Source organism: Pseudomonas asgharzadehiana (assembly GCF_019139815.1).
Classification (GTDB): Bacteria; Pseudomonadota; Gammaproteobacteria; order Pseudomonadales; family Pseudomonadaceae; genus Aquipseudomonas; species Aquipseudomonas asgharzadehiana.
Genome location: NZ_CP077079.1, coordinates 11,563 through 37,945, shown reverse-complemented (window position 1 = coordinate 37,945; position 26,383 = coordinate 11,563). Strand labels below are relative to the sequence as shown.

Annotated in this window: 28 protein-coding genes and 1 pseudogene; 9 read left to right on the top strand and 20 right to left on the bottom strand. The window is 61.0% G+C overall.

Translation table 11 applies throughout. From position 1 onward, the window contains the following. From KSS96_RS00205 to exbB, 4 genes are all read right to left on the bottom strand, one after another. Positions 1 to 336: a cupredoxin domain-containing protein gene (locus KSS96_RS00205; RefSeq protein ID WP_017526804.1), complete on the bottom strand. Its 336-nt coding sequence runs from the start codon at positions 334 to 336 to the stop codon at positions 1 to 3. A gap of 168 nt (positions 337 to 504) precedes the next feature. Further along, complete coding sequence (locus KSS96_RS00200) at positions 505 to 1,254, bottom strand: TonB family protein (RefSeq protein WP_017526805.1); 750 nt, start codon at positions 1,252 to 1,254, stop codon at positions 505 to 507. Continuing rightward, positions 1,251 to 1,676, bottom strand: coding sequence for a TonB system transport protein ExbD (gene exbD, locus KSS96_RS00195; RefSeq protein ID WP_017526806.1), 426 nt, complete (start codon positions 1,674 to 1,676; stop codon positions 1,251 to 1,253). The genes KSS96_RS00200 and exbD overlap by 4 nt, the downstream gene beginning before the upstream one ends. Before the next feature lie 6 nt (positions 1,677 to 1,682). Further along, a complete protein-coding gene (exbB, locus tag KSS96_RS00190; RefSeq protein WP_065879252.1) occupies positions 1,683 to 2,654 on the bottom strand; it encodes a tonB-system energizer ExbB in 972 nt (323 codons plus the stop codon). A 189-nt stretch (positions 2,655 to 2,843) separates the two neighbouring features. On the opposite strand from exbB, the gene KSS96_RS00185 reads away from it, so the two are divergent. Next, positions 2,844 to 3,695 carry an SDR family oxidoreductase gene (locus tag KSS96_RS00185; protein ID WP_137220063.1) on the top strand — a complete coding sequence of 284 codons (852 nt, stop codon included), beginning with the start codon at positions 2,844 to 2,846 and terminating at the stop codon, positions 3,693 to 3,695. 121 nt (positions 3,696 to 3,816) lie between these two features. On the opposite strand, the gene KSS96_RS00180 is transcribed toward KSS96_RS00185, so the two are convergent. The 6 genes from KSS96_RS00180 to KSS96_RS00155 all read right to left on the bottom strand — a co-directional run bounded on the left by KSS96_RS00180 (position 3,817) and on the right by KSS96_RS00155 (position 9,125). Beyond that, positions 3,817 to 4,560 carry a hypothetical protein gene (locus KSS96_RS00180; protein WP_017526809.1) on the bottom strand — a complete coding sequence of 248 codons (744 nt, stop codon included), beginning with the start codon at positions 4,558 to 4,560 and terminating at the stop codon, positions 3,817 to 3,819. Positions 4,561 to 4,616: 56 nt separating this feature from the next. After that, complete coding sequence (locus KSS96_RS00175) at positions 4,617 to 4,997, bottom strand: RidA family protein (RefSeq protein WP_003176922.1); 381 nt, start codon at positions 4,995 to 4,997, stop codon at positions 4,617 to 4,619. Between the two features lie 36 nt (positions 4,998 to 5,033). Beyond that, complete coding sequence (spoT, locus tag KSS96_RS00170; protein WP_003176921.1) at positions 5,034 to 7,139, bottom strand: bifunctional GTP diphosphokinase/guanosine-3',5'-bis pyrophosphate 3'-pyrophosphohydrolase; 2,106 nt, start codon at positions 7,137 to 7,139, stop codon at positions 5,034 to 5,036. A 60-nt stretch (positions 7,140 to 7,199) separates the two neighbouring features. Continuing rightward, positions 7,200 to 7,463 (bottom strand): DNA-directed RNA polymerase subunit omega, encoded by a 264-nt coding sequence (gene rpoZ / locus KSS96_RS00165; RefSeq protein WP_003176920.1) that lies wholly within the window; start codon positions 7,461 to 7,463, stop codon positions 7,200 to 7,202. 167 nt (positions 7,464 to 7,630) lie between these two features. Beyond that, entirely contained in the window at positions 7,631 to 8,251 is a 621-nt protein-coding gene (gene gmk / locus KSS96_RS00160; RefSeq protein WP_017526810.1) for a guanylate kinase, read from the bottom strand. Between the two features lie 10 nt (positions 8,252 to 8,261). Beyond that, the gene (locus tag KSS96_RS00155) at positions 8,262 to 9,125 is read right to left on the bottom strand and encodes a YicC/YloC family endoribonuclease (RefSeq protein ID WP_065879254.1); all 864 of its coding nucleotides are present in this window, start codon (positions 9,123 to 9,125) and stop codon (positions 8,262 to 8,264) included. 197 nt (positions 9,126 to 9,322) lie between these two features. Here KSS96_RS00155 and rph point away from each other — a divergent pair, with 197 nt between their 5' ends. Next, positions 9,323 to 10,045, top strand: coding sequence for a ribonuclease PH (gene rph / locus KSS96_RS00150; RefSeq protein WP_017526812.1), 723 nt, complete (start codon positions 9,323 to 9,325; stop codon positions 10,043 to 10,045). A 22-nt stretch (positions 10,046 to 10,067) separates the two neighbouring features. Further along, the gene (locus KSS96_RS00145) at positions 10,068 to 10,436 is read left to right on the top strand and encodes a DUF4870 domain-containing protein (protein WP_017526813.1); all 369 of its coding nucleotides are present in this window, start codon (positions 10,068 to 10,070) and stop codon (positions 10,434 to 10,436) included. Between the two features lie 58 nt (positions 10,437 to 10,494). Here the strand turns inward: KSS96_RS00145 and crc are convergent, their stop codons facing one another. After that, on the bottom strand, positions 10,495 to 11,274 hold the full coding sequence (gene crc / locus KSS96_RS00140) for a catabolite repression control protein Crc (RefSeq protein WP_003176915.1): 780 nt from the start codon (positions 11,272 to 11,274) through the stop codon (positions 10,495 to 10,497). 82 nt (positions 11,275 to 11,356) lie between these two features. Between crc and pyrE the strand changes: the two genes are divergently transcribed. Then, complete coding sequence (gene pyrE, locus KSS96_RS00135) at positions 11,357 to 12,001, top strand: orotate phosphoribosyltransferase (RefSeq protein ID WP_017526814.1); 645 nt, start codon at positions 11,357 to 11,359, stop codon at positions 11,999 to 12,001. Positions 12,002 to 12,139: 138 nt separating this feature from the next. On the opposite strand, the gene argB is transcribed toward pyrE, so the two are convergent. The 5 genes and pseudogenes from argB to coaBC form a co-directional block, all read right to left on the bottom strand. Beyond that, entirely contained in the window at positions 12,140 to 13,045 is a 906-nt protein-coding gene (gene argB, locus KSS96_RS00130) for an acetylglutamate kinase (RefSeq protein WP_003176913.1), read from the bottom strand. 20 nt (positions 13,046 to 13,065) lie between these two features. Next, positions 13,066 to 14,469: pseudogene (locus KSS96_RS00125) on the bottom strand (phosphomannomutase/phosphoglucomutase); the annotation flags it as partial. After that, entirely contained in the window at positions 14,460 to 14,660 is a 201-nt protein-coding gene (locus tag KSS96_RS00120; RefSeq protein WP_065879255.1) for a hypothetical protein, read from the bottom strand. The gene KSS96_RS00120 and the pseudogene KSS96_RS00125, both read right to left, overlap by 10 nt. 66 nt (positions 14,661 to 14,726) lie before the next feature. Continuing rightward, on the bottom strand, positions 14,727 to 15,182 hold the full coding sequence (gene dut / locus KSS96_RS00115; RefSeq protein WP_017526817.1) for a dUTP diphosphatase: 456 nt from the start codon (positions 15,180 to 15,182) through the stop codon (positions 14,727 to 14,729). A gap of 5 nt (positions 15,183 to 15,187) precedes the next feature. After that, the gene (gene coaBC, locus KSS96_RS00110) at positions 15,188 to 16,396 is read right to left on the bottom strand and encodes a bifunctional phosphopantothenoylcysteine decarboxylase/phosphopantothenate--cysteine ligase CoaBC (protein ID WP_017526818.1); all 1,209 of its coding nucleotides are present in this window, start codon (positions 16,394 to 16,396) and stop codon (positions 15,188 to 15,190) included. Between the two features lie 163 nt (positions 16,397 to 16,559). Between coaBC and radC the strand changes: the two genes are divergently transcribed. Continuing rightward, on the top strand, positions 16,560 to 17,234 hold the full coding sequence (gene radC / locus KSS96_RS00105) for a RadC family protein (protein WP_017526819.1): 675 nt from the start codon (positions 16,560 to 16,562) through the stop codon (positions 17,232 to 17,234). A gap of 26 nt (positions 17,235 to 17,260) precedes the next feature. On the opposite strand, the gene KSS96_RS00100 is transcribed toward radC, so the two are convergent. Beyond that, positions 17,261 to 18,853, bottom strand: a complete 1,593-nt coding sequence (locus tag KSS96_RS00100) for an ABC transporter substrate-binding protein (RefSeq protein WP_017526820.1) — start codon at positions 18,851 to 18,853, stop codon at positions 17,261 to 17,263. Positions 18,854 to 19,311: 458 nt separating this feature from the next. On the opposite strand from KSS96_RS00100, the gene rpmB reads away from it, so the two are divergent. Both rpmB and rpmG read left to right on the top strand, forming a co-directional pair. Beyond that, positions 19,312 to 19,545, top strand: coding sequence for a 50S ribosomal protein L28 (gene rpmB / locus KSS96_RS00095; RefSeq protein WP_003176907.1), 234 nt, complete (start codon positions 19,312 to 19,314; stop codon positions 19,543 to 19,545). An 11-nt stretch (positions 19,546 to 19,556) separates the two neighbouring features. Beyond that, positions 19,557 to 19,712 (top strand): 50S ribosomal protein L33, encoded by a 156-nt coding sequence (gene rpmG / locus KSS96_RS00090; protein ID WP_003176906.1) that lies wholly within the window; start codon positions 19,557 to 19,559, stop codon positions 19,710 to 19,712. A 72-nt stretch (positions 19,713 to 19,784) separates the two neighbouring features. Here rpmG and KSS96_RS00085 read toward each other — a convergent pair whose 3' ends face one another. Next, positions 19,785 to 20,147 (bottom strand): cupin domain-containing protein, encoded by a 363-nt coding sequence (locus tag KSS96_RS00085; RefSeq protein ID WP_017526821.1) that lies wholly within the window; start codon positions 20,145 to 20,147, stop codon positions 19,785 to 19,787. A gap of 229 nt (positions 20,148 to 20,376) precedes the next feature. On the opposite strand from KSS96_RS00085, the gene KSS96_RS00080 reads away from it, so the two are divergent. Both KSS96_RS00080 and KSS96_RS00075 read left to right on the top strand, forming a co-directional pair. Continuing rightward, positions 20,377 to 21,870, top strand: coding sequence for an aldehyde dehydrogenase (locus tag KSS96_RS00080; protein ID WP_017526822.1), 1,494 nt, complete (start codon positions 20,377 to 20,379; stop codon positions 21,868 to 21,870). A gap of 148 nt (positions 21,871 to 22,018) precedes the next feature. Continuing rightward, on the top strand, positions 22,019 to 23,167 hold the full coding sequence (locus KSS96_RS00075; protein ID WP_116078090.1) for an MFS transporter: 1,149 nt from the start codon (positions 22,019 to 22,021) through the stop codon (positions 23,165 to 23,167). Positions 23,168 to 23,224: 57 nt separating this feature from the next. Here the strand turns inward: KSS96_RS00075 and KSS96_RS00070 are convergent, their stop codons facing one another. Both KSS96_RS00070 and KSS96_RS00065 read right to left on the bottom strand, forming a co-directional pair. After that, entirely contained in the window at positions 23,225 to 24,793 is a 1,569-nt protein-coding gene (locus tag KSS96_RS00070; RefSeq protein ID WP_032883377.1) for a phospholipase D family protein, read from the bottom strand. 62 nt (positions 24,794 to 24,855) lie between these two features. Next, on the bottom strand, positions 24,856 to 26,280 hold the full coding sequence (locus KSS96_RS00065; RefSeq protein WP_017526825.1) for an aminotransferase-like domain-containing protein: 1,425 nt from the start codon (positions 26,278 to 26,280) through the stop codon (positions 24,856 to 24,858). Between the last annotated feature and the right edge of the window lie 103 nt (positions 26,281 to 26,383).

Here is a 26,383-nt window from a genome sequence, read left to right as displayed (position 1 = left end):
CTACTCCTTCGCCGCGATGGCGGTGACCGTGCCTTTGGCCTGGTCTGGGTGGTAGTCATCGAAGAAGGTGTAGGTGCCTGGGTGCAGCGGGCCGGCGAACACCGTGACGGTGTTGCCGGGAACAATGATTTTTTCGAACTTCATGTCATAGCTTTCGAACTCATCGACGCTCTCGTCATGGCTGGTGAGCTGGATCCGAAAGCGTTCGCCCGCAGGCACTTCGAAGCTTGAAGGGGTGAAGGTGTGGTTTTGAATGTCCAGCGTGACCAGTCGATCGGCCTGGGCGGCGACCGGAAACGCAAGCAGGGCGAGGGTCAATCGGGCGAGGTTGCGCACACCGGCTATCCACTAATGAGAACTGTTCGCGGATGATTGGCGTTGCAATGAAGTGTTACAAGTGAAGATTGGGTGTGCACACAACCTGTTCAATCCCGGTTCAGGTTGAAGGCTGTGCGAGGGGAGGGAGCGGCAACCGTGGGCACCCGAGAGTGCCCACGCAGAGGCTTAGCGTCGACGTTTTTCGATGTTGTACACGAACGGTGCAACGATCTCGATACTGCCACCTTTCAACATGTCAGCCGGTGGCTTGGGCAGCGGTTGGGCACGACGGATCATGTCCAGGGTTGCACGGTCCAGGTCGGCGTTGCCGGAACGGCCCACCAACTCGTAGGACAGTACGTTGCCATCGGCATCGACGACGAATTTCAGGCGGTTCAGGCCTTCCTTGCCACGGGCCTGAGCGCCTGGCGGGTACTTCTTGTACTTCTGCAAGTGCGCCAACAGGGTGCCTTCCCAGGATGCCTTGGCTGCGATCTGCTGCGGCGATGGGCCAGGCACCGGCTGGGCCGATTTTTCAGCGGGCGCCTGGGTTGGCGGCGCGTCGCTCGGTGGGTCCTCGGAAGGTTTTTCCTTGGGCGGTTCGATCTTTTTCTCTACCGGCTTGGGCGGCTGAGGTTTGGGCTTGGGCTTGACCGGCTTAGGCACCTGGATCGTCGGCTTGGGCGCCTCGGCCAGTTTCGGCAAAGGCAACTCTTCTACCGGAGCGGGCGGCTGCGGCGGCGTGACCACTTTCGGCGGGGCCGGCGGCGGTGGCGCGGGCATCGGTGCCAGGTCGATGACCATGGCGGCCGGTGGCAGTTGCACCGTGCGCGGCGCCGACCAGTGGAGCGCGATGGCAATCGCGACGGCATGCACGCCCAGCACGACGGCGAGGCTGGTGCCATAACGCGTCAGTTTGTGGCGCGTCGTGATCATTTCTTGGCTGCCGTCTCAAGTCCGACCAGGCCCACCTTGAGGTAGCCGGCTGCCCGCAGGGCATCCATCACGCTCATCAGGTCGCCGTAATCCACGCCTTTGTCGGCCTGGAAGAAGATCGTCGTGTCCTTCTTGCCTTGGGTCTTGGCGTCGAGCACCGGGCCCAGGGTTTCGGTTTTCACTTCTTCTTCACCCAGGAACAGGCGTTGGTCCGCCTTGACGCTGAGGAAGATCGGCTTCTCCGGCCGCGGCGCGGGCTTGGCGCTGGACGCAGGGAGGTCGACCTTGATATCCACGGTGGCCAGCGGTGCGGCCACCATGAAGATGATGAGCAATACCAGCATCACGTCGATGAACGGCGTGACGTTGATTTCGTGGTTCTCGACGAGTTCGTCGTCGCCTTGATTCAAATGCAGGCCCATGGCCGATTACCCCACTTTCACCATGTGCGGTTGCGAGCTGCGCTCGGTAGGCAGGTGATCGAGGTCGCGGCTGACCAGCAGCAACACTTCTGCCGACGCGTCGGATACCTGGGCCTTGTAGCCGGCAATCGAACGGGCGAAGACGTTGTAGATCACCACCGCAGGGATCGCGGCAACCAGGCCCAGGGCCGTGGCCAGCAGGGCTTCGGCGATGCCGGGGGCAACGACGGCGAGGTTGGTGGTCTGGGTTTTGGCGATGCCGATAAAGCTGTTCATGATGCCCCACACGGTGCCGAACAGGCCGACGAAGGGGGCGGTGGAACCGATAGTGGCGAGTACGCCGGTGCCGCTGCTCATGTTACGGCCGCAAGCCGCTACCAGGCGCTCGAGGCGGAAGCTGACACGCTCCTTGATGCCTTCTTTTTCGCGGGTATTGGCCGACAGGCGCATTTCTTCCAGGGCGTCGTGCACCAACAGGTTGGCCAGTGTGCCTTTTTTGGTTGCGCTTTCACTCGCTTCCTTGAGGGTGGCCGCCTTCTTCAGGTGGACGATTTCAGTGCGCAGACGACGTTTGGCGCCCAGCAGTTCGAAGCCCTTGGCGATCCAGATGGTCCACGTGATGATCGAAGCGATGGCGAGGCCGATCATCACGGCTTTCACCACGACGTCAGCGTTCTGGTACATGCCCCATGGCGACAGGTCGTGGGCCATGCCCAGGGTGTTGTCTTCTTCCAGCACGACGCCGGTGTCTTGCGCGTCGGCGGGCGCGGCCGGGTTGGCGGCATCTGGCGCTGCGACAGGTGCGGCCGGGGCAGCGGCATTTTGCTCGGCGGCAACCGGGGTGGCTGGAGCGGTGGCATCAGCGAATGCGGCGGTCGGCGCCAGCAGTACGCTGAACAGCATCGCAGCAATCGCGCGCCAGGCGCGGGACGGGCTGTGAGGCTTGGTTGGCGAAGCGGGGGTTGTATTACGTGTCATGCTGGCCGGACCTGAGAAGAAAAAATGAGTGAGCGCCCTACCAGACCTAGGACGGTCGAGGACAAATGGGCGGTCATTATTGCAAGTAATTCTTGTTAACAGAAGTAATACAGTAACTTTATTTGTGCTTTTTCTGGCCGCCGGTCCGCTGTGAAGGCTAACCTAGACCTTTGAATACGGAGTTTTGTGATGTCTGCACCTTCTGTTGTGATTGCCGGATGCGGCGATGTGGGTAGTCGGCTGGCTAGCCAATTGCTGGCCTCGGAATGGGAGGTTCGTGGCCTGCGCCGCGATATTTCGCGGTTGCCTGAGGGCGTCATCGGCATTGCCGGGGACCTGTTCAAAAAGGACTGCCCCGACACTTGGCCCATCGGCGGCGTGGATTATCTGGTGTATTGCGCCGCTGCGACGGATCACGACGAAGCCGGCTATCGCGCTGCTTACGTTCAGGGTTTGAAGCACGTGCTGGAGTGGCTGGAAGACTACGGCCAGGCGCCCAAACACTTGCTGTTTGTGTCCAGCAGCAGCGTCTACGGGCAGCAGAACGGTGAGTGGGTAGATGAAGCCTCGGACACTCAGGCTAAGGGGTATTCCGGACAAGTCATGCTCGAAGCCGAGCAGGTTGCACTGAGCAGCGGCATACCCGCGAGCATTGTGCGCTTGACCGGTATTTACGGCCCGGGTCGCGAATGGCTGCTGACCCAGGTGCGCCAGGGTTACCGTGTGGCGGTGGACCCACCTTTGTATGGCAACCGCATACACTCCGATGACGCTGCGGGGTTGCTGGCGTTTTTGTTGCGTCATGTGGAACAGGGCGGTTCGTTGGACAAGGTCTACATTGGCGTCGACGACGCGCCAGCACCGTTGGCTGAGGTGGTGGCCTGGCTGCGTGACTATCTTGGGGTTACCGAGTGGTCCGAGGACGCCAGTGTGCGCCGTGCCGGCAGCAAGCAATGCAGCAATGCGCGCGCCAAGGCGCTGGGCTGGAAGCCGAGGTATCCGACTTACCGTGAAGGCTACGCGGCGATTCTGAAAGGCTGAAACGCGATCAAAAATGTGGGAGGGGGCTTGCTCCCGATAGCGATAGATCAGTCAAAGAGATGTCGACTGATGCACCGCTATCGGAGCAACCCCCCCCACATTTGGATCTGTGTAGGGTTGCTTATTGCTTTTCAAGCAGCCACTGGCGGGGGCCGGGAGTGAACTGGGGCACTTCGTCCGTCCGCGCGGTATTGATCGCCTGGAATATCTCCAGTTGCTTGCCTTTACGCACAAAGATCCAAGGGTTGCCGACGCCGTTGAGCTGCAGCCAGATGCTGTCATAACCGCCGCTCATGGAGGCGCAGTCTCCGGCCAGGCACAGCGAATAGCGATCGACCCCCGGCAGGCCGGCGACTTTGCCGTCCGCCTGGAACTGTACGATAGCGCCGCTACCGAAGCCGTCGCTGATCTTCCAGTCGCCGCCCATATAGGCTGCGTACAGCGCACGTTCGAAGTTGGCACCCAGCGGTGCACCTTCCGGTGCGGGCTCTTTGGCGCGGGCAAACAGCTGTTCGGGCTCGTTATCGTTGGCCACCTGCAGCAGTTGTTTGCCTTTACGCTTGAGTTCGGTGGCGGAGCTGCCGTAGAAGTCCACGCTCCAGGCGCCGGATTTCTCACCGAGCAACTTGCCTTCCGCAACCTCGAAACCGTTGTAGTAGCGTGCCTGGGAGGCCTTGGTATTCACCTCCCATTCGAGGTTCGGGCCAAAGCTCTGCAACGCTTCACGCAAAGGGCCGCCCTTGGCTGCCGCATCGATGGCGACCTGATTGATCCAGGTGCCGCTCACATCCAGGTCGGCAGGGTTGCTGGCGCAGCCGCCGAGCATCAGGGCGAGCAACGAAGTGGCTACAAGCGCTTTGCGCATCATGAAATCCTTTTAAAACGAAGTCGGCGCAGCCTGTTAGAGGCTGCGCCGGGTTTTTACTCGATGACCAGAATCGCGTCCATCTCAACCTGCGCGCCCTTTGGCAGGGCAGCAACGCCGATGGCGGCGCGGGCTGGGTAAGGCTGTTCGAAGTACTTGCCCATGATCTCGTTGACCTTGGCGAAGTGGCTCAGGTCGGTGAGGAAAATGTTCAGCTTGACGATGTCCTTGAACGAACCGCCGGCGGCTTCGGCCACGGACTTGAGGTTCTCGAAGACCTGCACGGTCTGAGCTTCGAAGCCTTCCACCAGCTCCATGGTTTTCGGGTCCAGCGGGATCTGGCCGGACATATAGACGGTGTTGCCCGCCTTGATCGCCTGGGAGTAGGTGCCGATGGCGGCCGGGGCTTTGTCGCTGGTGATAACGGTCTTGGTCATTTATGACTCCTTGTAAGAGATGACTTATCTGAAAGGCTATGCCCGCATGCGGGTAATGCGGATCACACCGGTCAAGGCGCGCAGTTTCTTGATCACGCGGGCCAGGTGCACGCGGTCGTGCACGCTGACCACCAGCTGGACCACGCTGATGCGGCCATCGCGCTCGTCCATGCTGATTTTCTCGATATTGCCGTCAGCGGCGTTGACGCTGCTGGCCAGCAGGGCGATCAGGCCGCGCTGGTGCTCCAGCTCTACTCGCAGCTCGACGTTGAACTCGCCGGTGACATCCTTGGCCCAGGAGAGCTGGATGCATTTTTCCGGGTTGTGGCGGATTTCGGTGATGTTGCGGCAGTTGTCCAGGTGCACCACCATGCCTTTGCCCGCGGACAAGTGGCCGACAATCGGGTCGCCCGGGATCGGCGTGCAGCACTTGGCGTAGCTGAGCACCAGGCCCTCGGTGCCGCGAATCGCCAGCGGGCCTTCCGGGCTTGGCAGCTGTTCGCCTTCGCCGAGCAGGCGGCGGGCGACCACGTAGGCCATGCGGTTGCCCAGGCCAATATCTTCCAGCAGGTCTTCGATGGTCTCCTGGCGATACTCGTGGAGCATTGCTTGCACGCGCTCTTGCGGGATCTTGTCCAGGGCGCTGTCGAAACCGTTGAGCACCTTGTTCAGCAGGCGTTCGCCGAGGCTGATGGATTCGGAGCGGCGCTGCAGTTTCAGCGCGTGGCGGATGTGCGTGCGCGCCTTGCCGGTGACCACGAAGTTGAGCCACGCCGGGTTCGGCCGTGCGCCCGGTGCGCTGACGATCTCCACCGTGGAGCCGCTTTGCAGCGGCTCGGACAGCGGGGCCAGGCGCCGGTTGATGCGGCACGCAATGCAACTGTTGCCGACATCGGTATGCACGGCGTAGGCAAAGTCGACCGCCGTGGAGCCTTTGGGCAGCTCCATGATCCGGCCTTTGGGCGTGAACACGTAGACCTCGTCCGGGAACAGGTCGATCTTCACGCTTTCGATAAATTCGAGGGAGTTGCCCGCGCGTTGCTGCATTTCCAGCACGCCTTTGACCCATTGGCGGGCGCGGGCGTGGGTGCCTTTTGGCTGCTCGTCGCCACTGGATTTGTACAGCCAGTGGGCGGCGATGCCATTGTTGGCCATCTCTTCCATCTCGCGGGTGCGGATCTGGATCTCGATCGGTACGCCGTGCATACCGAACAGCGTGGTATGCAGCGACTGGTAGCCGTTGGCCTTGGGAATCGCGATGTAGTCCTTGAAGCGGCCCGGCAGAGGTTTGTACAAATTATGTACAGCGCCCAGCACGCGGTAGCAGGTGTCGACCTTGTCGACGATGATCCTGAACGCGTATACGTCCATGATCTCGTTGAAGGCCCGGCGCTTGCCGCGCATCTTCTTATAGATGCCGTAGATGTGCTTCTGCCGTCCGCTGACCTCGCCCTCGATCTCGTCGATCGCCAGGCAATGGCTCAGCGACTCTTCGATCTTGTTGACGATTTCCTTGCGATTGCCCCTGGCGCGTTTGACCGCCTGGTAGATGCGCGCCGAACGCATCGGGTGCATGGCCTTGAAACCGAGGTCTTCGAACTCGATTCGAATGGCGTGCATGCCCAGCCGGTTGGCGATGGGCGCGTAGATTTCCAGGGTTTCCTTGGCGATGCGTCGGCGCTTTTCGCCGGACAGCACTTCCAGCGTGCGCATGTTGTGCAGCCGGTCGGCCAGCTTGACCAGAATCACCCGGATATCCCGGGCCATGGCCATGGCCATCTTCTGGAAGTTTTCGGCCTGGGCTTCGGCCTTGGTCTCGAAATTCATCTGGGTCAGTTTGCTGACCCCGTCGACCAGTTCGGCCACGGTCTCGCCAAATTGCGAACTGAGCGCTTCCTTGGCGATGCCGGTGTCTTCGATCACGTCATGCAGCATCGCGGCCATCAGGCTCTGATGGTCCATGTGCATGTCGGCAAGAATATTTGCCACCGCAAGAGGATGCGTGACATACGCCTCGCCGCTACGGCGGCGTTGGCCGTCGTGGGCTTGTTCGGCGTAGAAATACGCTCGGCGGACCAGGTTGACCTGGTCGGGGCCGAGGTAGGTCGATAAGCGATCGGCGAGGGCGTCTATGCTCGGCAAAGTGTGAACTCCTGCCGAAGGCTGTGACCCCGCGCCGTGCTACGTCGACCAGGCATAGGCTTAGACGGCCTCGTTGGACTCGTCCTCGAACGCTGCAAACAGCGGTTCGTCTTCAACGATTTCAGCGTTGGCAATGAACTCGTAGCTCATCAGGCCTTCAGCGATTTCGCGCAGGGCCACAACGGTAGGCTTGTCGTTTTCCCACTGGACCAGGGGCTCTTTGCCGCCAGTGGCCAGTTGACGGGCACGCTTGGTAGAGAGCATGACCAGCTCAAAGCGGTTATCCACGTGTTCTAGGCAGTCTTCAACGGTTACGCGGGCCATGGTATTCCTCGGAGCGAATGCAAGATGCGCGCTGCCCGGTTGGGCGAGCGGACTGAGCAGTTTAAAAAATCACCAGCGTTTAGGGAAGCGCTGATTTTTCTCAGGCCCTCGCAAAACCGCTACGAGTGCCAATGTAAAGGCCTTGCAGCGGTTTTGGGAAGGGCCATTCAACCCAGCAGTTCGGCGAGTAATTTGCCGAAACGCTGCTGTTGGCGCTTTTGCTGGAGCTGATTGGCGCGGAAAATCGCCTTTAGATCATCCAGTGCGTGGGAAAAATCGTCATTGATGATCAGGTAGTCGTAGTCGACGTAGTGGCTCATTTCGCTGACGGCTTCACGCATGCGGCCTTCGATGATCTCGTCGCTGTCCTGGCCGCGGTTGGTCAGGCGCTGGTGCAAGGCTTCAAGCGACGGCGGCAGGATGAAGATCGAGCGCGCCTGGGGCATCAGCTTGCGGACTTGCTCGGCGCCCTGCCAATCGATCTCCAGAATCAGGTCGTGGCCTTCGTCCAGGGTCTGCTGCAAGTGGCTTTGCGAGGTGCCATAGAGGTTGCCGAACACTTCGGCGCGCTCCAGGAAGTCACCGTGTTCGATCATCTTCACGAACTCGGTGCGCTCGACGAAGTGATAATGCACGCCGTTCACCTCGCCTGGGCGCATGGCGCGGGTGGTGTGGGAGATCGAAATGCGGATCTGATCGTTGGTGTCGGTCAGCGCCTTGACCAGGCTGCTTTTGCCCGCGCCCGAAGGGGCGGAAATGATGTAAAGGGTGCCGGTGCTATGGGTCATGGAGGTTGCCTTACTCAATATTCTGTACTTGTTCGCGCATCTGCTCGATCAACACTTTGAGGTTGACCGCAGCGGTGGTGCTGCGCGGGTCGAATGCCTTGGAGCCCAGTGTATTGGCTTCGCGGTTGAGCTCCTGCATCAGGAAGTCCAGGCGCCGACCGGCGGCGCCGCCGGACTTGAGCACGCGCCGCACTTCAAGAATATGGGTACTCAAACGGTCGAGTTCTTCGGCGACGTCGCTCTTTTGTGCCAGCAGGACCATTTCCTGCTCCAGGCGCACGGGGTCCAGGTCGGCCTTCATGTCGGTGAAGCGGTCGAGCACCTTCTGGCGTTGGGTGGCAAGCATTTGCGGGACCAGCTCGCGCAGGGTGACGACATCGGCTTCGATCGAAGTCAGGCGCTCGTTGATCAGGCGTGCCAGCTCGGCGCCTTCGCGTTCGCGGCCGGCCTTGAGTTCCTTCAAGCCCTGGTTGAACAGGGCCAGGGCTTCGGCGTTGAGGGTTTGCGGGTCGGTGGCGTCGGCCACCAGCACGCCGGGCCAGGCCAGCACTTCCAGGGGGTTGAGCGCGGCGGGCTGCTGGATCAGGCTGGCGATGGTTTCGGCGGCGGCGACCAGTTGCGCGGCGCGGTCGCGGTCGACCTGCAACGGTTTGCCGGTGGTCTCTTCGGTAAAGCGCAGGGTGCATTCCAGCTTGCCGCGGGATATGCCCTGGCGCAGGGCTTCACGCACGGCGCCTTCAAGGTCGCGGAACGATTCCGGCAGGCGCAGGTGCGGCTCCAGGTAGCGGCTGTTGACCGAGCGCAGTTCCCAGCTCAGGGTGCCTTGAGCGCCGGCTTTTTCGACGCGGGCAAAGGCGGTCATGCTGTGCACCATGGAGGTACCTCGCGTTGCAGTCCCGCAAACACGGGCTGATGGTTAAGAAGGCGCAGGATTGTAGCGCAGTGGGCCGAGCGCGCCCAAACAATGGGCAATAGTTGACCATTCGTAACCGAATTTTTTAGCAGTGCCCCGAATCGGCTCGCGGCTCTATAATGCTCGGCAGTTTTTCGTCCCCCGTACAGGTATCCCCTATGAAACGTCCAAGTGGTCGCGCTGCCGATCAGCTCCGCTCGATCCGCATCACCCGCAACTACACCAAACACGCCGAGGGATCCGTATTGGTCGAGTTTGGTGATACCAAGGTGATCTGCACCGTCAGCGTCGAAAACGGCGTGCCGCGTTTCCTCAAGGGCCAGGGCCAGGGCTGGTTGACCGCCGAATACGGCATGCTGCCGCGTGCCACCGGCGAGCGTAACCAGCGTGAAGCCAGCCGTGGCAAGCAAGGCGGGCGTACCCTGGAAATCCAGCGTCTGATCGGCCGTTCCCTGCGCGCCGCCCTGGATATGTCCAAGCTGGGCGATGTGACCCTGTACGTCGACTGCGATGTGATCCAGGCTGACGGCGGCACCCGCACTGCATCCATCACCGGGGCCATGGTGGCCCTGGTCGACGCACTCAAGGTGATCAAGAAGCGTGGCGGCCTGAAGGGCGGCGACCCGCTCAAGCAGATGATTGCCGCCGTCTCGGTGGGCATGTATCAGGGTGAGCCGGTGCTGGATCTGGATTACCTGGAAGACTCGGCTGCCGAGACCGACCTGAACGTGGTAATGACCAGCACCGGTGGTTTCATCGAAGTGCAGGGCACCGCCGAAGGCGCGCCATTCCAGCCGGCCGAGCTGAACGCCATGCTGGCCCTGGCCCAGAAAGGCATGAACGAAATCTTCGAACTGCAAAACGCCGCACTGGCTGACTGAATCGGCCTCAAGGAGAAACGCCATGAATGACACTCAGCCACTGGTACCCACGCCGTCCTACGAGGCGCGCCAAGGGGCGATGCTGTGTCATTTTGCGGCGTTCCTGGGCTTTGTGTTCCCCTTCGGCAGCGTCGTGGGGCCACTGATCCTGTGGCAAATCAGGAAGGAAAAGGATGCGTTCATTGATGATCAGGGCAAGGAGGCCTTGAACTTCCAGATCACCGTGGCCATTGCCTGGCTGGTCTGCATGGTGCTGGCGTTCGCAGTCATCGGGTTTTTCCTGATGATCGCCCTGGCGATTGCGACGGTGGTGATGACGATCATTGGCGGTATCAAGGCCAACAAGGGCATTGCCTATCGTTATCCCTTTACCTGGCGCTTGGTCAAATAGCGAGCACCCACAAAAAAACCGACAGTGATGTCGGTTTTTTTGTGCCTGGAAAAGCACCTCAGATGGTCAGCGTCCAGTCGTAGTCCACGATCAGCGGCGCATGCTGCGAGAAGCGCGGCTGGCGCGGCAAGCGTGCACTGCGAACAAACCGGCGCAGACCTGGGGTCAGCAACTGGTAGTCGAAACGCCAACCCAGGTTGAGCATCTCAGCCTGTTCGTTGTCCGGCCACCAGCTGTACTGGTCGCCTTCGCGGCTGACTTCGCGCAGGGCATCCACATAGCCCATGTTGCCGACAATCTCGTCCATCCAGGCCCGTTCCGGCGCCAGGAAGCCCGGGGATTGCTGGCTGTCGCGCCAGTTCTTGATATCCAGCTTCTGTTGCGCCACGTACAGCGAGCCACAATAAATGTACTCGCGACGTTTGCGCCGCTGTTTGTCCAGGTAACGGGCGAAATCGTCCATTAGCTTAAACTTCTGGTTCAAGTCTTCATCGCCGTTCTGCCCCGAAGGGAGCAGCAAGGTCGCGATGCTGACCTTATCGAAATCGGCTTGCAGGTAGCGCCCGTAGCGGTCGGCTGTCTCGAAGCCGAGGCCGCTGATGACCGCCTTGGGTTGCAACCGCGAATACAAAGCCACGCCACCTTGGGCAGGGACTTCGGCATCGCAGGCATAAAGGAAGTAGCCATCCAGTTGGAAGGCTGGGTCGTCCAGTTCAAAGGCGGAGGCGCGGGTATCCTGCAGGCAGATGACGTCGGCATTCTGGGCTTGCAGCCAACTGAGCAAACCACGCTCGACTGCAGCCTGAATACCATTAACGTTCACACTGATGATCCGCATAAATGGCCCCAAAAATCGCGTGCGTGTATGATACACGCCGTCTACCTAATTAGCTAAATCCGTGGTATCTGAGGCTTTTTTCATGCAGGCGTATCAACGCGATTTCATTCGTTTTGCCATCGATCGCGGTGTTTTGCGCTTCGGTGAGTTCACTCTCAAGTCCGGGCGCACCAGCCCGTACTTCTTCAACGCCGGCTTGTTCAACTCGGGTTCGGCCCTGGCTCAGTTGGGCCGTTTCTACGCGGCGGCCATCGTTGAAAGCGGTATTTCCTTCGACGTGCTGTTCGGCCCGGCCTACAAGGGTATTCCCCTGGCCGCCGCAACGGCCGTGGCCCTGGCGGAACATCATGGGCGCGATCTGCCATGGTGCTTCAACCGCAAGGAAGCCAAGGCTCACGGCGAAGGCGGTAGCCTGGTCGGCGCACCGCTGACTGGCGATGTGTTGATCATCGACGATGTCATCACCGCCGGTACCGCGATCCGTGAAGTGATGCAGATCATCGCTTCCCAGGAGGGTGCCAAGGCGGCCGGCGTGTTGATCGCGCTGAATCGCCAGGAGCGTGGCAACGGTGAGTTGTCGGCGATCCAGGAAGTGGAGCGCGATTTCGGCATTCCAGTGGTGAGCATCGTTTCGTTGAACCAGGTATTGCAGTTCCTGGAAGATGACCCGCAGCTCAAGCAGCACTTGCCGGCAGTGCGCGCGTACCGCGAGCAGTTTGGCGTCTGACACAGACCCAATGGTGTAAGAGCGCTTGTGTGGGGGCTTGCTCCCTTCCACAGGCGATCTCCACTTATTTGTAGAGTCAGCGCCCATAGAAAAGGCCCCGCTCAATTCGATTGAGCGGGGCCTTTTTGTGTTTGACGCTTAAGGACGCTTGCGGTTACTGATCAGCGTGCCCACGCCGGTATCGGTGAAGATTTCCAGCAGGATCGCATTGGGAACGCGGCCATCCAGGATCAGTGAGCTGCCAACGCCGCCTTGCACGGCTTCCAGTGCGCAGCGGATCTTTGGCAGCATGCCGCCGTAAATGGTGCCGTCGGCGATCAGGTCGTCTACTTGCTGGGTCGTCAAGCCGGTCAGCACCTTGCCTTGCTTGTCCATCAGCCCGGCAATGTTGGTCAGCAGCATCAGCTTTTCAGCCTTCAGTGCCTCGGCAACCTTGCCCGCCACCAGGTCGGCGTTGATGTTGTAGGACTCGCCATTGGCGCCCACGCCGATCGGCGCGATCACCGGGATGAAGTCGCCTTTGACCAGCAGGTTGAGCAGGTCGGTGTTGATGCCGATCACTTCGCCTACCTGGCCGATGTCGATGATTTCCGGCTGGGTCATTTCCGGCGTCTGACGGGTTACGGTCAGTTTTTTCGCGCGGATCAGCTCCGCATCCTTGCCGGTCAGGCCGATGGCGCTGCCGCCATGGCGGTTGATCAGGTTGACGATGTCCTTGTTCACCTGGCCGCCGAGGACCATCTCCACCACATCCATGGTCTGCGCATCAGTAACGCGCATGCCATCGATGAAGTGACTCTCGATCGACAAGCGCTTGAGCAGGTCGCCGATTTGTGGGCCGCCACCGTGGACCACCACCGGGTTGATCCCCACGGCTTTCATCAACACGATGTCACGGGCAAAGCCGGTTTTCAGCTCGTCGCTTTCCATGGCATTGCCGCCGTATTTGATCACCAGCGTCTTGCCGACGTAGCGTCGAATATAAGGCAGCGCTTCGGACAGGACCTTGGCGGTGTTGGCAGCGGCTTCGCGTTCGAGGGTCATTCAGGGCTCCGGTGCAAAAATCAGAACGGTAATTGGAGATCAGGGGCAACACGTTTCAACTGGGCGTGGAACACGTCCTTGATGCGCTGCAACTCGGCCTCGGTATCCGCCTCGAAACGCAGCACCAGCACCGGTGTGGTGTTGGACGCGCGAACCAGGCCCCAGCCTTTGGCGTAATCGACTCGCACACCATCAATGGAGGTCAGGTTGGCGCCTTCACCCCATTGCGCATCGTGCAGTGCGTCAATGATGCTGAATTTGCTCTCCTCGGTCACATGGATATTGATCTCTGGCGTAGAAATATCGTTCGGGAAGGTCTGAAACAGCTCCTGCGCCGTGGATTCTTCCTTGCTGAGGATCTCCAACAAGCGAGCGGCGCTGTAGATGCCGTCGTCAAACCCGAACCAGCGCTCCTTGAAGAACACGTGGCCGCTCATTTCGCCAGCCAACAGCGCGCCGGTTTCCTTCATTTTCTTTTTGATCAACGAGTGACCGGTCTTCCACATTAGTGGGCGGCCGCCATATTCCTTGATCAGCGGGGTGAGGCGGCGCGTGCACTTCACGTCGAAAATGATCTCGGCGTTGGCATTGCGCGCCACCACGTCACGGGCAAACAGCATCAGCAAGCGGTCGGCGAATACGTTCTCGCCAGTGTTTGTCACTACGCCCACGCGGTCGCCGTCACCGTCGAAGGCCAGGCCCACATCGGCGCCGGTTTCCTTGACCTTGGCGATCAGGTCCACCAGGTTCTCAGGCTTGCCCGGGTCCGGGTGGTGGTTGGGGAAGTTGCCGTCGACGTCGCAGAACAGCGGGACCACTTCGCAATTGAGGGCTTCGAGCAACTGCGGGGCGATCACGCCGGCCGCGCCGTTGCCGCAGTCCACCACCACTTTGAGGCGGCGCGCGAGCTTCACGTCGCCAGTGATTTCATCAGAGTAGCGCTGAAGAATGTCGACTTTCGTGACGCTGCCCGTGCCGCTGGTCAGGTCATTGTTCTTCAGGCGGTCATGCAGGGCCTGGATCTGTTCGTTGGCCAGGGTGTCGCCGGCGATGACGATCTTGAAGCCGTTGTAGTCCGACGGGTTATGACTGCCGGTGAGCATGACGCCGGATTTGCCGGCCAGGACGTTGGCGGCATAGTACAGCGCCGGCGTTGGCACCAGGCCCACGTCGCTGACGTGGCAACCGCTGTCGGCCAGGCCCTGGATCAGCTGCTCCACCAACTCGGGGCCGGACAGGCGACCATCACGGCCGACCGAGACGTTGGGCTCGTCCTGGGCAAGGCTCTGGGCGCCGATGGCGCGGCCAATCCAGTAGGCGGTTTCGGCAGTCAGGGTCTTGGGCACCACGCCACGAATGTCATAGGCGCGAAAGATGCTGTCGGGGAACGTCGGGGCTACTCGGGCTGCGGTAGTCATCGCGGGGGGAACTCCATCTGAAAGGGGGCAAGGCTGGCCTGAATGGGGCTGGCCGGCAGGCTCAAACTGAAGGGTATGACGGTGTTTTCGGCAGAGAGTTCGTGGTGCAAAAGTGCCATCGGAGCTTGGGCTTCGTATTTTTGTTTGCGTAACCCGTTGATTTTCAATGGGAAATAACGCTGGTAAATTCCGCGCATTCTTCTTCCTGAAAGCCATGCGGTAGCGTCTGGCCGGACCAAAGGTGCCGGCCAGGGGCGGCGTGGTCAGTGGCTGCCGGAATGCCCAAAGCCGCCAGCGCCGCGTTGGGTCTCGTCGAATTCCTGCACCAATTCGAAGTGCGCCTGCACTACCGGTACCAATACCAGTTGGGCGATGCGCTCGCCGACTGCGATGTTGAACGCGGTCTGGCCACGGTTCCAGCACGACACCATCAACTCGCCCTGGTAGTCCGAGTCGATCAGCCCCACGAGGTTGCCAAGGACGATGCCGTGTTTGTGGCCCAGGCCGGAGCGCGGCAGGATCAGCGCCGCCAGGCCAGGGTCGCCGACATAGATCGACAGGCCGGTGGGGATCAGCAGGGTCTGGCCCGGCTCAAGGAGGGTGTCTTCCTTGAGCATGGCGCGCAGGTCCAGGCCGGCGGAGCCCGGGGTAGCGTAGGCCGGCAGTGGGAATTCGCTGCCGATGCGGGGGTCGAGGATCTTGGCTTGCAAAGCGTGCATGGAAATTAAACCTGGTTCAGCCGTTGGGCGATAAATGAGATCAGCTGTCGGGCAATCTTGCCCTTGCTGGTCTGGGCGAAAAGGGTGGCGTGCAGTTCGCGGTCAATCACGCTGCAGGCGTTTTCCTCGCTGTTGAAGCCGATGCTCGGGTTGGCGACATCATTGGCAACGATCAGGTCGAGGTTTTTGTCTTTCAATTTGCGCGCGGCGTAGTCCAGCAGGTGCTCGGTCTCGGCGGCGAAGCCGACACTGAACGGGCGGTCCGGGCGCGTGGCGATGGTTGCCAGGATGTCCGGGTTGCGCACCATTTGCAGGAGCAGGCCGTCGCCGCTTGTAGGGTCTTTCTTGAGCTTTTGCGGGGCAACCACTTCCGGGCGGTAGTCCGCGACCGCTGCCGAGGCGATGAACAGGTCGCAGGGAATGGCCGCTTCGCAGGCCGCCAGCATGTCCCGGGCGCTGACTACGTCGATTCGCGTGACCCGATCGGGTGTTGGCAAATGCACCGGGCCAGTGATCAAGGTGACGCGTGCGCCTGCCTCGACCGCGGCTTCGGCAAGCGCGAACCCCATTTTTCCTGAACTATGGTTGGTGATGTAGCGCACCGGGTCGATGTTTTCCTGGGTCGGCCCGGCGGTAATCAGCACGTGCTTGCCGGTCAGGGCCAGGTGTTGGAAACACTCGGCGGCACACAGCGCCAGGTCGGTGGCTTCGAGCATGCGGCCCATGCCGACGTCACCGCAGGCCTGGCTTCCGGAGGCTGGGCCGAACACCTTCAGGCCACGGTTTTGCAGGAGTTGCGTGTTGGCCTGGGTGGCCGGGTCGCGCCACATGGCCTGGTTCATGGCCGGGGCGATGGCGACAGTGGCGTCGGTGGCCAGTACCAAAGTGGTCAGCAGATCATCGGCGATGCCTTGGGCCAGGCGGGCGATCAGGTCGGCGGTGGCCGGGGCGATCAGCACCAGGTCGGCCCATTTGGCCAGTTCGATATGGCCCATGGCGGCTTCGGCCGCCGGGTCCAGCAGGTCCAAGTGAACCGGGTGGCCGGACAAGGCCTGCATGGTCAGCGGGGTGATGAACTCGCTGCCGCCGCGGGTCATGACCACGCGCACTTCGGCACCGTGGTCCAGGAGCCTGCGAACCAACTCTGCGCTCTTGTAGGCGGCAATGCCGCCGCCGACGCCGAGAACGATGCGTTTCCGATACAGACGCTGCATTGGTTTGCCTTTCCAGTTCAGTGAAGCCAGTTCAGTGACGCCTGCGATCTCCCCTCCCCAGGTGAAATCGCATGCAAAAAAGAGGGCCTACGATAACACAGCGCCCGCCCAGCAACAGCGGCGGACGTGGCGTATATGGCGCACATAGGGAGAGGGAGGCGGGATGAGTATTCGCGATTGGCCGGCGGCGGAGCGGCCGCGGGAGAAGCTATTGGAGTGGGGCGCGGCAAGTTTGTCGGATGCCGAGTTGTTGGCGATTTTCTTGCGTACCGGGGTTTGCGGTAAAAGCGCGGTGGACCTTGCGCGTCACCTGTTGGCGCAATTTGGTGGCTTGCGCCCCTTGTTGGAGGCCAGCCAGGCGTTGTTCAGCCAGCAATTGGGCTTGGGGCCCGCCAAGTTTGCCCAGTTGCAGGCGGTGCTGGAAATGTCCCGGCGGCACATGGCCGAACAACTGCGCAGTGAATCGGTACTCGAAAGCCCGATAGCCGTGCGCAATTACCTCAAGGCGCTGTTGCGTCATGAGCCACACGAGATCTTCGGCTGCCTGTTTCTCGATTCAAAGCACCGCGTCTTGGGCTTCGAGGCTTTGTTCCAGGGCACTATCGATGCCGCCGTGGTTTACCCGCGGCAAGTGGTCAAGCGCGCCCTGGCTTACAACGCAGCGGCATTGATCCTGTGTCACAACCATCCTTCGGGAAGTGCGGAGCCGAGCGTGGCTGATCGAAAACTGACCAAAACCCTGCAAGGCGCCCTGGAGGTGGTGGATGTGCGGCTGCTGGATCACATCATCGTGGGGGATGGTGATCCGTTGTCGATGGCTGAATATGGGTGGATATGACCCCGCCCAGTGGGCGGGGCCTGCTATCAGGGCTTGACGCTGGCCTTGGAGAAATCCTGGCGCCCGAACGGGCTTACCTGGTACCCCTGGACGTTCTTGCGGGCCAGGGCAAACGCGGTCGGATGCGCCAACGGTAACCACAACGCCTGCTGCTGGATCTGCGCCTGAGCCTGTTGATACAGCTTGCTGCGCACGCCTTGCTCGCTGGTGGTCTTGCCGGCGCTGATCAGCTTGTCCAGGGCCGGGTCGCAATAACGGGCGAAGTTGGTGCCTGATTTGACCGCCGCGCAGGAGAATTGCGGGGTCAGGAAGTTATCCGGGTCACCGTTGTCGCCGGCCCAGCCCATGAACAGCAAGTCGTGCTCGCCGGCCTTGGCACGGCGAATCAGCTCGCCCCATTCGATCACGCGGATTTCGGCCTGGATGCCGACCTTGGCCAGGTCCGCCTGCAATAATTGCGCGCCCAGGTTCGGGTTGGGGTTCAGCAGGCTGCCGGTGGGGCGAGTCCAGATAGTAGTCTTGAAGCCATCCTTGAGCCCGGCGCGGTCCAGCAACACCTTGGCCCTGGCAAGGTCCTGGGGATAACCCGGCAAGTCCTTGGCGTAGCTCCAGGTATTGGGCGGGTACGGGCCGTTGGCGGCTTCGGCGGTGCCTTCAAACACAGCCTTGAGGTAGCTGGCCTTGTCGAACGCCAGGTTGATCGCCTGGCGCACTTCGGGCTTGTCCAGAGGAGGGTGCTGGCTGTTGATGGCCACGAATGCGGTCATGAAGGCTGCGGTTTTTTCCACCTTGAGCGCAGGATCTTTCTCTGCCTCGCCTACATCCAGCGGCTTGGGCGACAAGGCGATCTGGCACTCGTCGCGGTGCAATTTCTGCAAGCGCACATTGGCGTCCGGTGTAATGGCGAAGATCAAGTTATCCACAGCCGGTTTGCCGGCGAAGTAGTCCGGGTTGGCCTTGTAGCGAACCACCGCATCTTTCTGGAAGCGGCTGAAGATGAATGGCCCGGTGCCGATGGGCTGGCTATTGAGCTTTTCGGGCGTGCCGGCCTTGAGCAGTTTGTCGGCGTATTCGGCCGGGTAGATCGAGGCAAAGCCCATGCTCAGGGCTGCGAGGAAGGTGGAATCGGCGTGATCCAGGGTGAAGCGCACGGTCAGCGGGTCGAGGGCGTCGATCTTCTTGACCAGCGCAGGCAATTGCAGGGATTGGGCGTGAGGGAAGCCACTCTGGGCAATTTTGTGCCAGGGGTTGGCCGGGTCCAGCATGCGTTCGAAGCTGAAGCGCACGTCTTCGGCGGTCAGGCTGCGACTCGGGGTGAAATACTCGGTGCGATGGAATTTCACGTCCGGGTGCAGTTTGAAGGTGTACGTCAGGCCGTCCGGCGACACGTCCCAGCTGTCTGCCAGGCTGGGCACCAGTTTGCCGCTGGCGGCGTCGAAGTCCACCAGGCGGTTCATCAGCACATCTGCCGAGGCGTTGGTGGTGGTCAGCGAGTTGTACTGCACCACATCAAACCCTTCGGGGCTGGCCTCGGTGCAAACGCTCAGGTTGCTGGCGGCAGAGGCCAGCGGCGCGATTAAAAGAGGGGCAAGCAACAGTGGCAGGGCAGCGAGGCGCATGGTCGGTTTCCTTTGCAGATCGAAGGCCCATCTGCGAGTGCAGTCTGGAAAAGCCCTACCGTAGTGGTCTGATTGGCAAATGACTAGCCCATTTTTGCCTGTGCTTTTGGCTCAAATGCTGTTTTGATGGCGCCTCAGAGAGTTTCGCTGTGCGCTTTGCGGCGCGCGCGGGCGCTGAAAATCATTCTGTGCGACGAGCGGTCGGCTATGGCAGCGGCCCCTCCTGGCAACGGTTCAGGCATCAACGGGCGAGATTTACTGCGGTAAAAACATACTCGCTGTTGTTGCACCAAGGTCTTTCTGGTATAAAGCAGCGCTCTTTTCTAGGGGCCCGGTTCCTTCGCTTGTAGGTGTAGCCGGTAAGACCCTAAAGAAACGCGGCGCCTGGCGCCAAATGACTGAGAGATTAAGCGGCCAACCCATGCCGGGTTGGGCATGTGGTTTTAGAGGGCTGAGGCATGTCGAGAGTCTGTCAAGTTACCGGTAAGGGTCCGGTGACTGGGAATAACATTTCCCACGCAAATAACAAAACCCGTCGTCGTTTCCTGCCGAACCTGCAGCATCACCGCTTCTGGGTTGAAGAAGAGAAACGTTTTGTTCGCCTGCGTGTATCTGCCAAAGGCATGCGTATCATCGACAAGCGTGGCATCACTGTCGTGCTGGCCGAAATCCGCGCCGCCGGCAAGATCTAAGGAGCTCTATCATGCGTGAATTGATTCGAATGATCTCTAGCGCCGGTACTGGTCACTTCTACACTACCGACAAGAACAAGCGTACTACCCCGGACAAGCTCGAAAAGAAAATGTTCGACCCGCGCGTTCGCAAGCACGTGATCTACAAAGAAGGCAAAATCAAGTAATTGATTTTCTTCCTTGTGAAAAAAAGCCCGTATCTCACGATGCGGGCTTTTTTTTGCCTGTGTGTTTACTGATCAGGCTTTCTGTTCGAATACCACATAGATCTTGCGGCATGCTTCCAGTACTTCCCAGGTGCCGCTGAAACCGGCCGGAATCACGAAACGGTCACCGGCACGCAGGGTCTTGGCGTTACCCTCGGCGTCACGCAGCACCGACACGCCTTGCACAATTTCGCAGTATTCATGCTCGGTGTAGTTGACCGTCCACTGCCCGACTTCACCTTCCCAGACACCGGCGTTCATCTGGCCGCACGGGCTGTTGTAGTGGTTGTAGACCGTTTGCTCGGGGTCACCCTTGAGGATTTTTTCGGCGGCAGGGCGATAGCGTTCGGGCGCGGTGTTGGCTTGGCTGAAGTCGACGATGTCCTGGATGCTCATGTGCGTGTCCCGTCTGGCCTGCGGTTGGAGAGTCCAAAGTCTATGTTTATTAAAATGAACATCGCAAGGGCGTTTACCGCCGTTATGTCAAATATATTGAAACATCCCCAGCCGCTGGTTTAGGGTGGCAGCTGCCTTGCGCCGAACAGATGGCTGGCGGGCAAGAATGCTTTGAGGCTGCCGGGGCACATCGCCTGGCCCTTATATTCAATAAGAGGAGGACACTCGCATGACCACCCTGACCCGTGCCGACTGGGAACAACGCGCCAAGGATCTGAAAATCGAAGGCCGCGCCTACATCAATGGCGAATACACCGCCGCTGTTTCCGGTGACACCTTCGAATGCATCAGCCCAGTCGATGGCCGCCTGCTGGCCACCGTGGCCAGTTGTGACGCCGACGACGCCCAGCGCGCCGTGGAAAACGCCCGCGCCACCTTCAACTCCGGTGTCTGGTCGCGCCTGGCGCCGGCCAAGCGCAAGGCCACCATGATCCGTTTCGCCGCGCTGCTCAAGGCCAATGCCGAAGAGCTGGCGCTGCTTGAAACCCTGGACATGGGCAAACCGATCAGCGACTCCCTCAACATTGATGTGCCCGGCGCGGCGAATGCGCTGAGCTGGAGTGGCGAGGCGATCGACAAGATTTACGATGAAGTGGCGGCCACCCCACACGATCAACTGGGCCTGGTGACCCGTGAGCCGGTGGGGGTTGTCGGCGCCATCGTGCCGTGGAACTTCCCCTTGATGATGGCTTGCTGGAAGCTCGGCCCGGCACTGTCCACCGGTAACTCGGTGATTCTCAAGCCGTCCGAAAAATCCCCGCTGACCGCCATCCGTATCGCGGCCCTTGCGGTTGAAGCAGGTATTCCAAAAGGTGTGTTCAACGTGCTGCCGGGCTACGGCCACACCGTTGGCAACGCCCTGGCGCTGCACATGGACGTCGATACGCTGGTGTTCACCGGCTCTACCAAGATCGCCAAGCAACTGTTGATCCGCTCCGGCGAGTCGAACATGAAGCGTGTGTGGCTGGAAGCCGGTGGCAAGAGCCCAAACATCGTGTTCGCCGATGCCCCGGACCTGCAGGCCGCCGCCGAGTCCGCCGCCGGTGCCATCGCTTTCAACCAGGGCGAAGTCTGCACCGCCGGTTCGCGCCTGCTGGTGGAGCGCTCCATCAAGGATACATTCCTGCCGCTGGTGATCGAGGCCCTCAAAGGCTGGAAACCCGGTAACCCACTGGATCCTGCGACCAACGTCGGCGCGCTGGTGGACACCCAGCAGATGAACACCGTGCTGTCGTACATCGAAGCCGGGCATGCCGATGGCGCCAAGCTGGTGGCCGGCGGCAAGCGTACGCTGGAAGAAACCGGCGGCACTTACGTCGAACCCACAATTTTCGACGGCGTGACCAACGCCATGAAGATCGCCCAGGAAGAAATCTTCGGTCCGGTCCTGTCAGTGATCACCTTCGACAGCGCCGAAGAAGCGGTGAAAATCGCCAACGACACCGTGTATGGCCTGGCCGCCGCCGTGTGGACCGCTGATATCTCCAAGGCGCACCTGACCGCCAAGGCCCTGCGTGCCGGCAGCGTGTGGGTCAACCAATACGACGGCGGTGACATGACCGCACCGTTTGGTGGTTTCAAGCAGTCGGGTAATGGTCGCGACAAGTCACTGCATGCATTCGACAAGTACACCGAGCTGAAGTCGACCTGGATCAAACTCTAAGCAACACCGCCGCTCAAATGTGGGAGGGGGCTTGCCCCGATAGCAGTGTGTCAGGCACCACAAGTGCTGGCTGATCCACCGCTATCGGGGCAAGCCCCCTCCCACACTGTTTTGTGTGTACTCAAGAATTATCCACAGGAGCGTGGCAATGCGTTGGGCGACTTATTTCGCCGTGTTGACCTCGGTACTCAGCGTCGGCCTGGCGTTGGGTGTGAGCATGCCGCTGGTGTCCCTGCGCCTCGAAAGCTGGGGTTACGGCAGTTTCGCTATCGGTGTGATGGCGGCGATGCCGGCCTTTGGTGTGCTGTTGGGTGCCAAGGTTTCCAGTCGCCTGGCCTCCTGGCTCGGCACCGCCAACCTCATGCGTCTGTGCCTGTGGGGCGGTGCGGTGTCCATCGGGTTGTTGGCGATTCTGCCCAGCTACCCGGTATGGCTGGTGCTGCGGTTGATGATCGGGGTGATCCTCACCCTCGTGTTTATCCTTGGCGAAAGCTGGATCAACCAGTTGGTGGTGGAGCAGTGGCGTGGCCGACTGGTGGCGCTGTATGGCTGCAGTTATGCCTTGAGCCAGCTCTCGGGCCCCCTGCTGCTGGGTGTGATCGGCACCGATCATGACTACGGGTTCTGGGTCGGTGTGGGCCTGTTGCTGGTGGCCCCGCTGGCCTTGCTGGGTCGCACCGGCGCGCCCAGTGCGGAGTCGTTAAGCGTGACGTTCGCCGACCTCTGGCGCTTTTGCCTGAGTTTGCCGGCGATTGCCTGGGCGGTGGCGCTGTTCGCTGCGTTCGAGGCGATGATCCTGACGCTGTTGCCGGTGTATTGCCTGCAACAGGGCTTCACCGCCGAGATCGCCTTGGCGATGGTCAGCACGGTGGTGGTCGGCGATGCGCTGCTGCAATTGCCCATCGGTGCGCTGGCGGATTACCTGCCGCGCCGCACGTTGTTCCTGAGCTGTGCGGTGCTGCTGCTGGCGTCGAGCCTGGCGGTTCCGCTGTTGATGCACACGCTGCTGATCTGGCCGATATGGGTGCTGTTCGGCGCCAGCGCAGGCGGGTTATTTACCTTGTCGTTGATCCTGATCGGCGAGCGCTACCGTGACGATGCGCTGGTGCGCGCCAATGCCCACATTGCACAGCTGTGGGGCATCGGTTGCCTGATCGGCCCGCTGGTGGCGGGCGCCGGCAGCCAATGGATCAGCGGGCATGCATTGCCGTTTTTCATGGCGGCTGGGGCGCTGGGCCTAGTGCTGCTGTTGCTGCGCCAAGGGGCATTCGGCACCGCCCAGCCAGCCTCGCCTTGAAATGCAATCAACTGTGGGAGGGGGCAAACCCCCTCCCACAGTTGATTCATTGTGTTTCTAAAGCATGCGCTCCAGGCCGACGGAAGTAGCGAACCAGGCATTGAACCTGCGCCACCAACTGCCCGGTTCGCGCGTGAGGGTATGCAACTGGCCGTTATCCTCGGTCACCCACACCACCTGGCCATCCTGCAATTTCGCCTCATAGCTCAGGGCTGGCGCCATGCCTTGCAGCGCCAGGTTGCGTACATGCTCCGCCAGCTCGGGGCTGTCGACCAGCACGCCGACTTCGGTGTTCCACAGCACCGAGCGTGGGTCGAAGTTGAAGGAGCCGATAAACGACTTGGTGCGATCAAAGATCATTGCCTTGCTGTGCAGGCTTGAATCCGAGCCCCGGAACGAACCGCGACGAAACAGGTGCGGCCCACTGCCGGCGCTGGGGTCGCCCGGCTGGCGGCGCAGTTCGTAGAGTTTTACCCCGTGCTCCAGCAGTGCCTTGCGATACGGCGCATAACCGCCGTGCACGGCCGGCACATCGGTGGCCTCCAGGGAATTGGTCAGCAGGCTCACCGACACGCCGGCGTCGGCGCGTCCCGTCAGATACACCAGCCCCGGCTGCCCCGGTACGAAATACGCCGAGATCATCATCAACTCGTGGTGGACGCCCTCAAGCTCCGGCCCCAGTTGGGTGGTCAGCAAAAGCTGCGGGTCCGGGTCGGCCTTGGCCAGCACCTTGCTCGGCGCATCCCACAGCGCCTGGTTCCAGGCCCAGATCAGCTCACGGCGCCAGATGTCCATTCGCGGCTGGGTCTGGTAGGTGCGCAAGCGGTTGTACAGCGCGTGATTCTGCTGGCGCGAGTCGGCCAGCGACGCTTGCAGGCGCACGCGTACAGCGGCCAGGTCGCCTTTTGAAGGGCGGCTTGAGACAAAGTCATCGATGGGTTTGCTCAGCGCGCTGTTCCAGTACTGATCGAAACTGTGCCCGAGTTGCTCGGCCACCGGCCCGACGCTGAGCATGTCGATATCGGTGAAGTTCAGGTTGGGCTCTGCGTCGAAATACTCATCTCCCAGGTTGCGCCCGCCGACGATGGCCACGCTGTTGTCCGCCAGCCACAGTTTGTTGTGCATGCGCCGGTGTTGCAGCGACAGGTTGAACAGGCGGCCCATCGCCCGCGTAACACCGGTGCTGCGCCCCAGGTGCAAGGGGTTGAACAGGCGGATCTCGATCTTGGGGTGGGCGGCGAGGGTGGCGATGATCTGGTCGAGCCCGTCGCTGGTGGTGTCATCCAGCAGAATGCGCACGCGCACGCCACGATCGGCGGCCTTGAGCAGTTCATCCACGAGCATGCGGGTGCTGATGCCGTCGTGAACGATGTAGTACTGCAGGTCAAGGCTGGTCTGGGCGTTGCGGATCAGTTCGGCGCGGGCCATGAAGGCTTCGCTGCTGTTGGGCAACAGACGAAAGCCCGAGCGGCCCTGATAAGGCGCGGCCTGGGCCAGGATCGAGCGCCCGAACGAGGACTGAGCGGCCGGCAGCGCATCGCTGGGGATGCGCGGGGTACTCACGCCGGCACAGCCACCCAGCACCAGGGCTCCCAACAGGCAAAACGGTAATAGCCGTCGAATCATCAAGGGAGTCGCTTCCAGGTCAGGGCGGTTGTCGATATAGGACGGCTATTTCTCGCGAAAGGTCAGTCCGACGATTGCGCCAGCATTTTGCTCGCGGCGGCGCCTACCTTGCGCACGGCTTCTTCAATCTGCGGGGTAGGCTTGGCGCTGTAGTTCATGCGCAGGCAGTTGCGGTACTTGCCGGACGCCGAAAAGATACTGCCCACCGCCACCTGTACGCCTTGTTCTATGAGTATGCGGTTGAGCTTGAGGGTGTCGAAGCCGTCCGGCAGCTCTACCCACAGCATAAAGCTGCCTTGCGGCCGACTGGCGCGCGTGCCGGCGGGGAAGTAGCGGCTGACCCAATCGAGCATCAGGTCGCGATTACGCTGGTATTGGGTGCGCATTCGCCGCAAATGCGGTTCGAAATGGCCACCCTTGAGAAATTCGGCAATCGCGATCTGCGGCTGTGTGGCCGTCGAGCCGGTGCTGATGTATTTCATGTGCAGCACCCGTTCGAGGTAGCGCCCGGGGGCAACCCAGCCAATGCGCAGGCCCGGCGCCAGCGTTTTCGAAAATGAGCTGCACAGCAGCACGCGGCCATCTTCATCGAAAGATTTGATGGTGCGCGGGCGTGGGTAGCTGTAGGCCAATTCGCCGTATACATCGTCCTCTATTATCGCTACGTCAAAGCGCTGGGCCAAGGTCAGCAGCGCGCGTTTGCGCGCCTCCGGCATGATGTAGCCCAAGGGGTTGTTGCAGTTGGGGGTCAGCTGGATGACCTTGATCGGCCATTGTTCCAGGGCCAGCTCCAGAGCTTCCAGGCTGATGCCGGTAATCGGGTCGGTGGGGATTTCCAGAGCTTTCATACCCAGGCCCTTGAGGGTCTGCATGGCACCGTGAAAGCTGGGCGAATCCACGGCGACGATATCGCCGGGCTCACAGATGGCATGGATGCTGGCGGACAGCGCCTCATGGCAGCCGGTGGTGATGACGATGTCTTCGGCGGTCAGCTGGCAACCGGAATCCAATGACAGTCGGGCGATTTGCTCGCGCAGTTCCATACAGCCAAGAATATTGTCGTAATACAGCCCCGGCAGGTCCTGGCGACGGCTGACGCGCGCCAGGCTGCGCAGCAGCGGTTTGAGGGTGGGCGACAGTACATCCGGCATGCCGCGGCCCATCTGTATGACGTCTTTGCGCGGCACGGCGCGAATCAGTTCCAGCACCTGGTCCCACTGGGATATTTCCACCGGGCGTTGTGCCGGGCGGCCGACCTCAGGCAGGGCGGGCAGCTCACGGCCAACGGGCACGAAGTAGCCGGATTTCGGCTTGGGCATGGCCAGGCCGTTATCTTCCAGCAACCGATAGGCCTGCTGAACGGTGCTCAAGCTGACCCCATGTTCCACACTCAACGCCCGTACGGACGGAAGCCGGTCACCGGGGCGGTAGAAGCCCTGTTCGATGCGCGTGCCCAGCAATTCGGCGAGGTTGACGTAAAGCGTCATGGCGGTCGCTCCCAAGAGACCAATACAGATGCAGGGAAAATACAGGATTCAGCCGCCGTCAGGCAGTATCTGTATGGATTTAATAAAAATAGGTTGAATCTGT